Annotated in this window: 12 protein-coding genes and 1 tRNA gene; 4 read left to right on the top strand and 9 right to left on the bottom strand. The window is 51.6% G+C overall.

From position 1 onward, the window contains the following. Positions 1-28: 28 nt before the first annotated feature. The 3 genes from APA10_RS04985 to dnaE are packed head-to-tail and all read right to left on the bottom strand — an operon-like array spanning position 29 to position 5,633. Positions 29-829 carry an aminotransferase class IV gene (locus tag APA10_RS04985; protein WP_003628558.1) on the bottom strand — a complete coding sequence of 267 codons (801 nt, stop codon included), beginning with the start codon at positions 827-829 and terminating at the stop codon, positions 29-31. A 2-nt stretch (positions 830-831) separates the two neighbouring features. Further along, entirely contained in the window at positions 832-2,211 is a 1,380-nt protein-coding gene (locus APA10_RS04990) for an anthranilate synthase component I family protein (protein ID WP_003628559.1), read from the bottom strand. 2 nt (positions 2,212-2,213) lie between these two features. Beyond that, positions 2,214-5,633, bottom strand: coding sequence for a DNA polymerase III subunit alpha (gene dnaE, locus APA10_RS04995; RefSeq protein ID WP_003628560.1), 3,420 nt, complete (start codon positions 5,631-5,633; stop codon positions 2,214-2,216). Positions 5,634-5,822: 189 nt separating this feature from the next. On the opposite strand from dnaE, the gene panC reads away from it, so the two are divergent. Further along, positions 5,823-6,662 (top strand): pantoate--beta-alanine ligase, encoded by an 840-nt coding sequence (gene panC / locus APA10_RS05000; RefSeq protein WP_035365527.1) that lies wholly within the window; start codon positions 5,823-5,825, stop codon positions 6,660-6,662. Between the two features lie 49 nt (positions 6,663-6,711). Next, positions 6,712-7,068 (top strand): RidA family protein, encoded by a 357-nt coding sequence (locus tag APA10_RS05005; RefSeq protein WP_003628562.1) that lies wholly within the window; start codon positions 6,712-6,714, stop codon positions 7,066-7,068. A gap of 111 nt (positions 7,069-7,179) precedes the next feature. Here APA10_RS05005 and APA10_RS05010 read toward each other — a convergent pair. Continuing rightward, a tRNA-Asn gene (locus APA10_RS05010) sits at positions 7,180-7,255 on the bottom strand. A 121-nt stretch (positions 7,256-7,376) separates the two neighbouring features. Here APA10_RS05010 and APA10_RS05015 point away from each other — a divergent pair. Then, a complete protein-coding gene (locus tag APA10_RS05015; RefSeq protein WP_035365529.1) occupies positions 7,377-8,411 on the top strand; it encodes an ABC transporter substrate-binding protein in 1,035 nt (344 codons plus the stop codon). Positions 8,412-8,459: 48 nt separating this feature from the next. Here APA10_RS05015 and APA10_RS05020 read toward each other — a convergent pair whose 3' ends face one another. The 3 genes from APA10_RS05020 to gluQRS are packed head-to-tail and all read right to left on the bottom strand — an operon-like array spanning position 8,460 to position 11,947. Further along, complete coding sequence (locus APA10_RS05020) at positions 8,460-9,665, bottom strand: pyridoxal phosphate-dependent aminotransferase (protein WP_003628565.1); 1,206 nt, start codon at positions 9,663-9,665, stop codon at positions 8,460-8,462. Between the two features lie 3 nt (positions 9,666-9,668). Then, positions 9,669-11,027: a pyridoxal phosphate-dependent aminotransferase gene (locus tag APA10_RS05025; RefSeq protein WP_003628566.1), complete on the bottom strand. Its 1,359-nt coding sequence runs from the start codon at positions 11,025-11,027 to the stop codon at positions 9,669-9,671. An 8-nt stretch (positions 11,028-11,035) separates the two neighbouring features. Continuing rightward, on the bottom strand, positions 11,036-11,947 hold the full coding sequence (gene gluQRS / locus APA10_RS05030; RefSeq protein ID WP_003628567.1) for a tRNA glutamyl-Q(34) synthetase GluQRS: 912 nt from the start codon (positions 11,945-11,947) through the stop codon (positions 11,036-11,038). Positions 11,948-12,139: 192 nt separating this feature from the next. Between gluQRS and APA10_RS05035 the strand changes: the two genes are divergently transcribed. Further along, on the top strand, positions 12,140-12,703 hold the full coding sequence (locus tag APA10_RS05035; RefSeq protein WP_035365531.1) for an HNH endonuclease: 564 nt from the start codon (positions 12,140-12,142) through the stop codon (positions 12,701-12,703). Between the two features lie 15 nt (positions 12,704-12,718). Here the strand turns inward: APA10_RS05035 and APA10_RS05040 are convergent, their stop codons facing one another. Both APA10_RS05040 and APA10_RS05045 read right to left on the bottom strand, forming a co-directional pair. After that, positions 12,719-13,018: a hypothetical protein gene (locus APA10_RS05040; RefSeq protein ID WP_003623170.1), complete on the bottom strand. Its 300-nt coding sequence runs from the start codon at positions 13,016-13,018 to the stop codon at positions 12,719-12,721. A gap of 173 nt (positions 13,019-13,191) precedes the next feature. Further along, positions 13,192-13,404 (bottom strand): heavy-metal-associated domain-containing protein, encoded by a 213-nt coding sequence (locus APA10_RS05045; protein ID WP_003623174.1) that lies wholly within the window; start codon positions 13,402-13,404, stop codon positions 13,192-13,194. Positions 13,405-13,488: the final 84 nt, after the last annotated feature.

Below are 13,488 nucleotides of genomic sequence, written 5' to 3' on the forward strand. Positions count from 1 at the left end.
GCGAGCAATTTGGAAGGGTTGCAAATTTTTATTTCTCTAGAATTTCCCTTACTTTTCCATAAGATTCTGGGTGATATGAGATCCGTTTTCCATCCACATGCGTAACCGTGCGTAAAGAAAGACTGTTTGTTAAATACACACCCTGCGCACCTATCATATCTTCATAGGAAATAGGCCGTTCCTGCATTATTCCTGCATCTAACAGCAGCCTGCGGGCAATACCCGGCAAAACACCTTCTGTAACAGGAGGCGTTATCAATCCTTCCTCTGTTTGCACGACAATATTGCTAATCGTACTTTCCGCTACGCGCCCTTGCATATTTAACAAAAGAGCATCATCGCAGCCCATTTGGGCTGCCTCTTGCCTTGCCATAATACCGGGCAAATAACTGAGCGATTTAATATAAGAAAGCGGTGAAAGCTCATCCCTCCGCACCAACTTGCTCACACATACACGTACAGACTGCTCTCTAAAAACACCTGTAGCCCCTGTTATAAAAACCGTTGGCTTGCAATGCTCTGGTGGCAGCAAACCGCGCGGCGCTACCCCGCGCGTTACAGTCAAGCGGGCAGAGCCATTCTCCAACCCCGCATACATCACAAATTCTCGGATAGCCCGCAAAGTGTCTTCTTGTTCTGGAACAGGCATACCCAGAACTCGACCACCCTCACAAAGACGCTGATAATGCAAAGAAAAATGTAGAATTGTGCCGTTTTTTATACGCAGAGTTTCAAATAACCCGTCTCCCAATGTCACGCCCCGATCCTGCGGGCTGATAAAGGCTTGCTCTGCTGGGTAGATTTTTCCGTTTAACCAGATCACACTCATACCTACCCCCAGAACTTCTGAAACGGCGCAAACTTCAGGCGCATTTCTTCATATTCCTTTTCTGGATCAGACAGAATGGTTACTCCACCGCCAACACCAATACTCAAGTGACTTTTGGATCGCTCCAGGCTGCGGATAATGACGGAACTATCCATACCGCCATCGCCCCCAATACGGAATACGGTGCCACAATACGCACCTCTGGCAGAGGCTTCCAGCTCATCTATAATCTGCATCGCCCGATATTTAGGGGCTCCTGTTACAGACCCCGGCGGCAACGTGACTTTTAAAAGATCAAAAACATCTTTGTTTGGCAGCAACTTTCCGCGAACTTCTGAAACCAGATGATGCACATGTGGAAACTGCTCCACCACCAACAGATCTGGCACACACACGCTGCCTATTTGCGCCATGCGCCCAATATCATGCCGCATAAGATCAACTATCATCAGGTTTTCGGCACGTTCTTTTTCATCGTGTAAAAGTGTTTTATGCCAAAAAGCATCTTCTTCTGGCGTTTGCCCACGTGGTGCCGTGCCCTTGATAGGCCGTGATGAGACACAACCATTGGCATCCACGCTCAAAAACCTTTCTGGGGAAGATGAAAGCAATGCAAAATCTGGACCACACGATAGATACGCACCAAAAGGCGCTGGTATTTGCTGCCGCAATGCCCGGTAGACCTGAGCACTCGGCACACTTGCATCCACTTCTACTGTGTGCCGACAGGTGATATTCGCCTGAAAAATATCTCCCGCGGCAATATAATCCCGCGTTTGTGCAACATTCTGGCAATAAGCCTTACGGCTTTGGTCTGCCACAAACTGCATAGTTGTATGTATTTTATATGATGGAACATGCTCGGGAAGCATATTCCAAGCCCTTATCAACTGCGCTATGTTCACATCATCCGCAAAGAATTTTGAAACTCCTGCAAGAAACACACGTTTTTCAAAACGATCCCAGATAAAAGCATGATCATACACGCCTGCAGCCAACAAGGGCGTATGCTGATCTTTATGCCGAGATAAAACGCCTTCCAGCATCATTCCTATTTGATAACTGGCAAACCCTACAAGACCACCCCAGAATGGAATGTCTTGTAAGCGCATTCTATCAGCGTCTTCTTTTAATTCATTATAAAAAATACGAAGGATTTCAAAAATATCATAAACCGAAAATGTCGGTTTACTTATGCCATCAACCTCTATTTCATGAGGCCACGCCACCACTGTATGGCATGGCTTATGGCAAAAAATCTGCCATCGGCTCCGATTATCTATCTTGCCGCCGCTATCCAGAAAAGCACACCACGGCTGCTGCCCCCATACCGACAAAACAGCATCAGGGTCTTTCCATTGTAATTCCTGTATCTGAACCAATGTCAGACCTGTTCCACCCGTGAAACACCAGAAAGTGTGCGCAGCCTTTGCCCCAATACAGGTGTCACCTTATAGCGCCCACGCAACCGCACCTCTACATCACAACTATCAGCAACTCCCGGCAGCAGAACAATCCGCCCTGCCCCACCCTTTTGCGGCTCCAGAATAGCTTGCAAATCTGGCAAGGCATCTGGCTTTTCCAGCCATACCCGCATTTCGCTTTGCCCTTGCGCTGCGGCTGCTTCCAAATCCACAATATCTGTAGCGGTAAGACGCAGTGCTTCCCCTTCCAGCTTTAAATCAGCCGTTACGAGTATAGCCGTGCCCGCCACCAAAATATCGCGCACACGTGTTAGCACTTCCGAAAAAACAGTTACTTCGCAGCCGCCAGAAGCATCAGACAGGCGTACCCATGCCATTTTATTGCCTGTGCGTGTGGGACGTTCCTTTTTATCCACCACACAGCCAGCAATTTTAACACGGCCACCACCCAGTTCTGCCGCTGTCAGCAACTGCGATGTACGTGTAACACCCAGACGCCGCAGCACAGAACCATACGCATCCAGCGGGTGGGCTGTCATATGGAAGCCAATAGCTTCGGCCTCCATCGCCAGACGTTCAAATTCTGGCCAATCATGTCCTTCCACCAGCCGCAAAGGCTCAACTTCACCCGGTCCGCCAAACAACCCGATCTGGCCAGAAGCAGCCTCCTGCGCTTGGCTATGCGCACGCCGCAAGATGACATCTGCAGACCTGAAAACACGTGCCCGGTTTTTATCAATACATTCAAACGCACCGGCTTTTGCCAGATTTTCCAACTGCATCCGGTTGATGTGCTTCGGGTCAATACGGATTGCAAAATCTGCCAAATTTTTAAAGGGTTTTTCTCCCCTTGCTTCTACCAGAGATTCCATTGCGCCATAGCCAACCTTTTTAATGGCAGCCAGCGCATAACGGATTGCATATGTGCCATCAGGCTGTTCCTCGACCGAGAAATCAGCTTCTGATTTATTAATATTCGGCGGTAGCACCGCAATGTGCATGCGCTCTGCTTCCTGCCGCAAAGCGGCAAGTTTTTCCGTGCGCTCCCGTGCCAGAGACATACAGGCTGCCAGAAAGGCCACCGGGTGGTTGGCTTTCATCCATGCCGTTTGGTAAGACACAAAAGCATAAGCAGCAGCATGGGATTTGTTAAAACCATAGTCTGCAAACTTGGCCATGAGGTCAAACACCTCAACGGCCTTATCACGGTCAATCCCGCGTTTGATTGCGCCTTCTGTAAAGATTTCGCGCTGATGATCCATTTCCGAACGGATCTTTTTACCCATGGCTCGGCGCAGCAAATCTGCGCCGCCTAGGCTGTAACCAGCCATTTTCTGGGCAATCTGCATAACCTGTTCCTGATAGACCATGATGCCATAGGTCTCTTCAAGAATATCGCGAATTTCCTCGTGCGGGGGTTCCCATGCCTCACCGTGTTTTCTACGGCAGTAATCGGGAATGTTGGCCATTGGGCCGGGGCGATACAGCGCCACAGCTGCAATCAGATCTTCTATTCGGGTTGGGCGCATCTGTTTAAGAACATCGCGCATACCCGCGCCTTCAAACTGAAACACGCCAGCGGTATCACCCCGTCCCAGCATTTCATACGTTTTGGGATCATCCAGCGGAATGTGGCTGAGGTCTACATCCTTGCCCATGCGGCGGATGAAATCGACACCGCGTTTCAGGATGGTAAGTGTTGTTAACCCAAGAAAGTCGAACTTGACGAGGCCCGCCTGCTCAACAAACTTCATGTTATACTGGGTAACCAGCGTGTCACTTTTGGGGTCTCGGTACAGCGGCACAAGCTGTACAAGCGGTCTGTCCCCAATAACCACACCCGCCGCATGCGTACTGGCATGACGGAAAAGCCCTTCCAGCTGCTGGGCAATTTCCAGCAACCTGCGCAGGGCCTCATCATTATCACGCATTTCCTGCAGCTTGGGCTCGCCTGCAATAGCTTCCTTCAGGGTAACCGGCTTGGCTGGGTTATTGGGAATAAGCTCTGCCACGCGGTTAACCATCCCGTATGGCAACCCCAGCACACGCCCAACATCGCGCACAGCAGCGCGTGCTTGCAGCTTACCGAAGGTAATAATCTGCGCAACGCGATCTGCCCCATATTCACGCCGCACATAGGCAATCACTTCGTCTCGCCGGTCCTGACAGAAATCGATATCAAAGTCAGGCATGGAAACGCGTTCTGGGTTTAGAAAACGTTCGAACAGCAGATTGAACGGAATGGGGTCAATATCTGTAATGGTAAGCGCCCATGCGGCCAAGGACCCCGCACCAGAACCACGGCCCGGCCCAACCGGAATACCATGCGCCTTGGCCCACTGGATAAAGTCCGCCACGATCATGAAGTAACCGGGGAACCCCATCTTGGAGATGATATCCAGCTCGAAACGCAAACGTTCCTTGTATTTTTCTATAGTTTCCGTATCCAGCTTCATACCGGACATGCGGCGTTCCAGCCCTTCCCACGCCATGGCGCGCAGGGTTTCATCTTCTGTCGCGCCTTCTCTTACCTTGGGGCAGACAGGCAGAAGTGGTTTGCGGGTTTCCACCTTAATGGCACAGCGGCGCGCAATTTCCAGCGTGTTGTCACACGCATCTGGCAGATCCGCAAAAAGTGCGCGCATCATTTCCGGCGGCTTGAACCAATGTTCCGGCGTAACGCGGAAGCGATCTTTTTCTGCCATGGTGCGCCCTTGGGCAATGCACAACAGGGCATCCTGCGCTTCGTACATTTCTGGCGTAGGAAAAAAGCATTCATTGGTGGCCACCAAAGGCAAACCAAACCGGTCAGCCAATGTCAGCACGCCCGGTTCCACGGCTTTTTCAATAGCCAGACCATGACGGTGCAGTTCTACAATCAGCCTGTCACCAAATGCCTCATGCACACGGGCCAGCCATTTTTCGGCATCTTCCGTTTGCCCTTCGGCCAGCATCTGGAAAAGTGGGCCACGTGAGCCACCGGTCAGCAGCAGCAACCCCTCTGCTTTTTCACACAGCAGGTCTAGGGAGACAAAAGGATCTGCCGGATCTGAGTTCTGAAACCCGGCGGAAGAAAGAAACTGAAGATTGGCCAACCCTGCTTCATTCTGCGCCAGAAGCACGACAGGTTCGGCCGGGGCACCGGGTTTGTCATTACGCGCAGGCAAGCCAATCTGGCTGCCAATAATGGGCTGAATACCGCTTTTTGTACAATACTGAGAAAATTCCAACGCTCCGAACAGATTGCCTGAATCTGCAATACCCACAGCAGGCATATGCATTTCCTTCGCCAGCCCCACAATATCGGGCACACGAATGGCCCCCTGGCTAAGCGAATAGGCAGAGTGAACACGAAGGTGGATAAAATCAGCGTAAGACATGCGCCTTTATAGCACAAACTTGGGCCTTTTCACTCTTCGCAAAAGCACTCTGCCTCTTATTTCCCCCTCTTTGACGGAGGTGCTTTTCGTCGCTTCTGGAAGTAAGGCAGATTCAACGATACATTGCAGCCCAACAAAGCTTGGCACTCTGTTCCGGCTTACAAAATTACTGGCGTTCAGGACTTCACCATGCAGATTATAAAAACCAAGGCAGAACTGGCAGCATTAAGCTCCGGTTGGCAGAAAGAAGGCCAGACCGTTGGCTTTGTACCCACTATGGGCGCACTTCATGCAGGCCATCTCTCACTGATAAATGCGCTGGACGGCAAAGCCTCTCGTCGGATTGTGTCCATTTTTGTAAACCCCATCCAGTTCAACAACAGCAGTGATTTCCAGCATTACCCACGCGGGCTGGAAGATGATGCAGCCTTGTTGCGCAATACTGGCAAAGTGGACGTGCTTTACGCTCCCGATGAAAGCCAGATGTACCCACCCAGCTTTGCAACCCGCATAAGTGTTTCCGGGCTGGATAATATGTTGTGCGGGGGAGACAGACCCGGCCATTTTGATGGTGTTGCTACAGTCGTAACAAAGCTGTTTTTACAAACGCGCGCCAATATCGCGGCTTTTGGTGAAAAAGATTACCAGCAACTCTGCCTTATCAAACGCATGGTGCAGGATCTGGATTTACCAGTAGATATTTTGCCAGTACCTACCTTGCGGGAAGCAGACGGGCTTGCTCTTTCATCCCGCAACCGCAGACTTACGCCTGAACAACGCCAACAAGCCGCACTTCTGCCCCAAGCCCTGAAAGCATGCCTTGGAGCCATGAAGAACGGCACAAGCGTAGAAAGCAGCTTGGCCACATGCCGTGAAGCATTGCAGCAAGCGGGCTTTCACGTTCATTATCTGGAACTCCGCCATGCGGAAAACCTGGCACCCGCACCTATTGCCGGCAAAGATACACGTTTGTTTGTGGCTGCCAGCTTAGGAGACATCCGGCTTATTGATAATATGCCGTTTGCCTAACTTTTGCTTTCCAGAAAGCGTTATCCTTAACAGCAAAGAACCCAAAACTATGAGCATCAAACGCCTTGCCCCCGAAGAACGCTTAACAGGCGCCGTTATTCATAATGGCCTTGTTTATCTGGCTGGCCAGATTGCCGATGATTCCTCGTTGGATGCAGAAGGTCAGATGGCGGATATTCTACGTCAGGTAGATGCCTTATTGGCCGAAGCTGGCACAGACAAAAGCCGCCTTATTTCCGTTCAGATCTTTTTGGCTGACATGAATGATATGGCAGGCATGAACCGTGCGTGGGATGCGTGGCTGGATACAAACAACAAACCTGCTCGCGCAACGGTAGAAGCAAAACTGGCTGACCCCACATGGAAGGTGGAATTAACCGGCATTGCCGCGTTGCCGCAGCCATAACTGCATTTTGGCGGGCAGCTGCTTTGCTAGCTGCTCGCTACAAAGCGCATGTGCCAAAACAAATGCTTTAAAGCATTTTTACATTTTACAAATTTTAAGGGGAAATAAGGCTGGCTCCCGAAGTAGGACTCGAACCTACGACCCAGCGATTAACAGTCGCTTGCTCTACCAACTGAGCTATTCGGGACCAGCGAGGGAGCATATAGCTAACCTAAATCGCGCCGTAAACCCCCTTTTTTATTTTTTTTCATATTTCCTCCATCACTCATAAAGCGACAGACAGAGCAAGGCATAGTAAACCTACAAAAATGAGCGCCCAAGGTCCTTCCCAAACACGTCGTAACCTCCTGCTAGCCGGTATGGGCGGTATTGCCGCCATTGGTGGAGGAACCTTTCTGACTACACGCGGCAGACACCATCCGCACAAGCAGCCGGATGGTACCTATCGGCAGATCAAAATAGGCTGGCCAAATTCTGGCTCGGCTCCTGTATTGGCCGTTGCGGCGCAAAAAGATTTTTTTGCGCATTATAGCTTGGATGTAGATTTGCCCTTTGCCACCATAAATGGCGAAGACACCATTAATGCACTGGCCAGAGGTGACATTCCTTACGCCGTGGCCCCTGCCCTTACGTGGCTGAGGCACCTTTACTCTGGGCTAAATGCGCAATTGCTTATTGGGGTGCAGCCAGGCAATTTCCGCCTGTTGGTACGCCGTAGCAGCCGTATTACACGGCTAGATCAGCTTATGGGCCGCACGGTAGCTGTTATGGACCAGAACGCAGCTGATAAGCTGTTTTTTGCCATTATGATGCGCCGCAAAGGGCTGGATGCCATGAACCGCATTAATTGGCTGGATCTCCCCCTCCCACAAATTGATGATGCCGTGCGCAGCCAAAGAATTGATGCTGTTGTCGCGCATGATTATCAGGCCTGGTGGCTGCTCCAATCATTCCCTGATCTGTTTATCGAGCTGGCAGGCAGCAACACTGGCCATTATGCCGAGCGCACAAGCATGGTGCTTGGTGCCTCCAGCTCTGTACTACAAGATGACCCGGATGCCGCCATTGCCCTTGTGCTGGCCCTGCGTGATGCAGCACGCTGGACAGACACCCACCGCGATGATGCTGCAACCCTGATTGCGCCAGATATTTCGGATCTTTCTGCAGCCAGCATACGCGCAATGCTGCACAGCGAACCTGCTATCCGGCCCGTTATTGGCAAATCATTGCGTGAGCAACTGGCACAGTATTGCGATGAGCTGCAACTGGTTGGCCTCATGCCTGAAACGGAAGACAGCGCAGCACTTGCGCGCCGTTATGCACGGAATGTTTTGAAAGAATAAAAAAGCGCAGGCGCATTTCTAATACGTCTGCGCTTTAACTAGAAAGCCTTACTGCAAGCTTTCTACAAACTGAGCAATACGCTGGCAGGCCTCTTGCAATGTTTCATCTGCCGTTGCGCAGGACAGGCGCAAATAAGGTGAATGCCCAAAGGCGCTTCCCGGCACAGTGGCTACAAAAGCCTCTTCCAGCAAAGCCAATGCAAAGTCATGGTCTGTTTCCAGCCGCTTTCCAGCCGCTGTTGTGCGGCCAAGACACCCGGCAACACCCGGATACGCGTAAAACGCACCATCTGGCATTGCGCAGGTAAAGCCCGGAATAGCGCGTAAGGCTTCCACCACCATCCGGCGGCGGCGGCCATATGTGGCCACCATTTCCTGCACCAGATTTGCCGGACCATCCAGCGCAGCAGCCGCAGCAGCCTGTGCTATGGAACACACGCCAGACGTGGCATTGCCCTGAACGCCCCGCATGGTGGCAATAAGATCTGCCGGGCCACCCGCAAAGCCTACGCGCCAGCCTGTCATGGCATACGCTTTGGAAACACCATTGAGGGTAATGGTGCGATCTTTCAGATCAGGCGCAACCGCTGCAATGGATGCTGATTTTGCACCATCAAACACCAGATGTTCGTAAATCTCATCTGAAAGTATCCAGATATCTGGATACTGTCGTAGCACTTCCGCAATAGCGCGCAGATCGTCCGCAGAGCACACACCACCTGTTGGGTTATTGGGAAAGTTCAACACCACCCAACGCGTGCGGGGAGTAAGCACTTTTGCCAGTTCATCTGCCTTCAGGCGAAAACCGTCTTCTTCCCGACAGGAAACATAAACAGGTGTGGCACCAAACATACGGGCAATAAGCGGATAGCTCACCCAATAAGGTGTGGGCACCACCACTTCATCCCCCGCATTCAGCGTGGCCATGAACGCGTTAAAAATAACCTGCTTGCCACCGTTGGAGACCATAATCTCCTCCGGCTTGTAATCCAGCCCGTTTTCACGCGTGAACTTGCGGGCAATGGCCGCCTTAAGTGCAGGCGTGCCATCTACGGGCGGGTATTTGGTCTGCCCGGCCAAGGCTGCCTGATGGGCAGCCTCCACCACGGCAGGCGGCGTGGCAAAATCCGGTTCACCCAAAGCAAGGGAGATAACAGGCTTGCCCTCCGCCTTAAGTGCGCGTGCACGGCGTGCCATTTCAATAGTGGCAGGTGCAGGCAAACCTTTTAATCTATTCGCAAAAGACCGCGCCATATTTTATAGCAGCCCTTTGCAAAAGCGCTGAATGCGCGTGCAGGCTTCACGCAGGCTATCTGTATCCGTTGCATAGGAAATGCGGATATGGCCGGGGAACATGAAGGCCGAACCATGAACCGCAGCAACACCTTCTTCTTCCAGCAGGGCTGTTACGAAATCTTCATCCGTTTCCAGCTTTTTGCCACCCGGAGATGTTTTGCCCAAACACTTTTCCACTGACGGGAACACATAGAACGCACCCTGCGGCATATCGCATTCCATCCCTTCGGCTTCATTCAGCATGGAAACAACCATGTCGCGCCGCCCCTGATAGGTGGCAACCATTTCCTGAATGAAATCCTGTGGGCCGGTGAGTGCTTCCACAGCCGCAGCCTGCGCAATGGAGCAGGTGTTGGAGGTGGACTGCCCCTGCAGTTTGTTCATGGCTTTTGTCAGTTCCACCGGAGCGCCGGAAAAACCAATACGCCAGCCCGTCATGGCATATGCTTTGGAAACACCATTCATGGTAACGGTGCGGCTACGTAGCAGCGGTTCCACTTCCACAAACGTGGCAGGGCGGAAACCATCGTAAACCAGCTTGGCGTAGATATCGTCTGTAAAAATCCACACATGCGGGTGGCGCAGCAGAACATCACACAGCGGGCGCAGATCTTCGGCTGAATAGGCAACACCTGTTGGGTTACAGGGTGAGTTCAGGAAAAACCATTTTGTGCGCGGTGTAATAGCGGCTTCCAGCTGTTCTGCCGTAATCCGAAAACCGTTTTCACGTTTGCAAGGCACAATAACGGGTGTGCCTTCTGCCAGCGTGACAATATCGGGGTAAGAAACCCAGCAAGGCGCTGGAATAATTGCCTCATCACCCGGGTTCAGGGTGGACATCATGGCATTGTAGATAATCTGCTTGCCACCAGTGGAAACAATAACTTCCTCTGGCGTGTAATCCAGACCACTATCAAGTTTAAAGCGCTCTGCCACAGCCTTGCGCAGTTCTGGCGTGCCAGCAACATCGGTATAGCGGGTCTGGCCATTTTCAATTGCCTTGGCCGCTGCGCGCGAGATGTTTTCGGGCGTGCGAAAATCTGGTTCACCGGCAGAAAGGCTGATGATGTTCCGGCCTTCGGCTTTGAGTGCACGGGCCCGTGTCGAAATGACAATCGTCTGGCTCGGGCTGATCCTGTTCATGCGGTCAGCAACAATGCTCATGGTTCTCTTACTTTCCGACACTATGTTTTTCATGCCAATAACCAGGACATCACCCATGCCCCAGAAACAGACATTTGGTTCTGGGGCGGCACAGTAATCCCGTTCGGCCTCTGGCGGAACCGGAGATTTCTCATACGCCGCGTTTTTTGTACGCAATTCAGGGTTTATCTCTCAAAAATATGAGGGAAACCCGCTTTGCAACGCACATCTTCCGCCGAAAGGCCTGCTTCACGCATAGTGCGCACAGCCAATGCGCCATCCCGCTTGGCCAACCTGCGCCCTTCTGCATTGCACAATAATGGGTGAAAACTGTATTCTGGCACGCTCCACCCCATAAGTGTTTGCAATACTCGGTGCAGGTCTGTTGCGGGCCGCAAATCTTCCCCACGCGTTACCAGCGTAACACCTTGGGCGGCATCATCATGCGTAACGCAAAGATGGTAGGATGCGGGAATATCCTTGCGCGCGAGAACCACATCGCCAAACAATTCAGGATGACACACAACTGTTCCGTGCTCTTGATCCTGATACGTTAACGGTACGCCATGTGTGTGCTGATGCACCCATTGCAAGGCTTTACTCATATCCAGCCGCAGCACGTGGGGTTCCCCTTGGCTGATACGATCCTGCCGTTCCTGATCTGAAAGGTGACGGCACGTTCCGGGGTAACACAAACTGCCATCTGGAGCCGTATGTGGTGCTGAAAATATGGCAGCACTTTCACGCATGATATCAGACCGCGTGCAAAAACAGGGGTAAAGCACCCCCATTGCATTCAATGTTGCCAACGTAGCCTGATACGCTGGCATATTGGCTGATTGCCTTAAAACGGGCCGCGCAGAATGCAACCCCAACCATTCCAGATCTTCCAGAATGGCGGGAATAAATTCCGGTTTGCAGCGTTGGATATCAATATCCTCAAGCCGCACAAACCATTCTCCATCTGGCTGCGTCTTTTGCCACCCATACAAAGCCGAGGCCACATGCCCCAGATGCAGAAAGCCCGTGGGGCTAGGTGCAAAGCGTGTGACCCACCCCGCAGGGTTTATTTGACTATTATGTAATAAATTGTTCATGTTTTTCGTGAAACTATTACTAAACTCTAAAAAGACGCATCAAACAGACAGCCGTTTTGTTGCCTCACTCCAGAACCTCTGCAATACTGCATGCAGTAATTACCTCGACGACGCACCTTTTGCAGGCAATCGGTTCCGAGTTTTACGATCGCACAAAGATGCGCCCTCGACGATAAAGCGAGGAGACAAGTCTTGCCTGACGGTAGTACCCTCAATTTTCCTGCATTGGTTTTGAATGCAGATTTCCGACCGCTCTCCTACTACCCTCTTTCCCTATGGGCATGGCAGGATGCTATCAAGGCTGTATGGCTGGATCGGGTTTCTGTACTGAGTGAATACGAAACAGAAGTGCACTCTCCGCACCATACCATCCGCCTGCCCAGTGTTATTGCCTTAAAAGACTATATTCCCGCAGCCCGCAAACCTGCTTTTACCCGTTTTAATGTTTTCCTGCGCGATAACTTTTCCTGCCAGTATTGTGGTGAACGCCACCCCACGCAGGAACTCACGTTTGATCACGTTATCCCGCGTTGCAAAGGTGGCAAAACAAGCTGGGAAAATATTGTAACTGCGTGCGGATGCTGCAATCTGCGCAAAGGCTCTCACCTTCCGCATGTTATTGGCATGTTGCCGCGGCATCGGCCAGAACGCCCCTCATCCTGGCAGTTGCAGGAAAACGGGCGCACCTTCCCGCCTAACTATCTGCATGAGAGCTGGCGTGATTATCTGTATTGGGACACTGAACTGGAAAACTGATCAGGCATCGGCTTTTCAGCGCGTATAGCTATAACCGTATTCATCTGCCAGTTTCTGAAGATCCGGAGCATCTTTCAGGTTCAGCGGAATCGGCTTTGCGTTTTTCTCACCAAACATAAAGCCATGATTGGTCATCCGCTGGCATGTATTGGCAGCAAGTGGAAAGCTCAGATACATCGGCCCGGCCATTTGCTTGCGCAGGCAGGTAATATCCGTATCAACCAATGGCAGACGCCCAACCTCGGAAGAGCAGCCACCCAGCAGGGCTAGGCCTACCGCCACAAACCCAAGGCGTAATGTATTTTTCATCTGCATAACGGATCAGCCACCTTGCTTCAGCATATCTTGCAGCGGCTGCTGGCCGCGCTGATGTGTCATTCGGAAACATGCATACTGCCAGTTTCTACCCACCTCAGCTAGACAGGGAACATCACGCCCCCTGTCTGCCAGCCGCATGGCAGAACTGGCTTAAATGAAAAATGCTGCTTTTAGCTTACTTCGTAACCAGCACCACGGATTGCATTCTGCAGGGAAGAAACGCCAGCCCGTGTTGGATCATACGTTACTTTCACTTCACGCGTTGCCAGATTAACATCTGTAGCTTCCACACCATCAATAGCAGCAAGGGCGCGCTTAATAGCAGACACACAGCCATCGCAGGACATACCATCCACCATAAAACTTGCTGTGGTTTGGGTCATTTATCTGTACCTTCCTTAAATAACATATTTACGCCGCATCATACGTTGCGCGCCTTATAGCGCAGCTCTGGCCCAGACGGAATA

Origin of the sequence: Acetobacter pasteurianus subsp. pasteurianus LMG 1262 = NBRC 106471 (genome assembly GCF_000285275.1) — a bacterium.
Lineage (GTDB): Bacteria > Pseudomonadota > Alphaproteobacteria > Acetobacterales > Acetobacteraceae > Acetobacter > Acetobacter pasteurianus.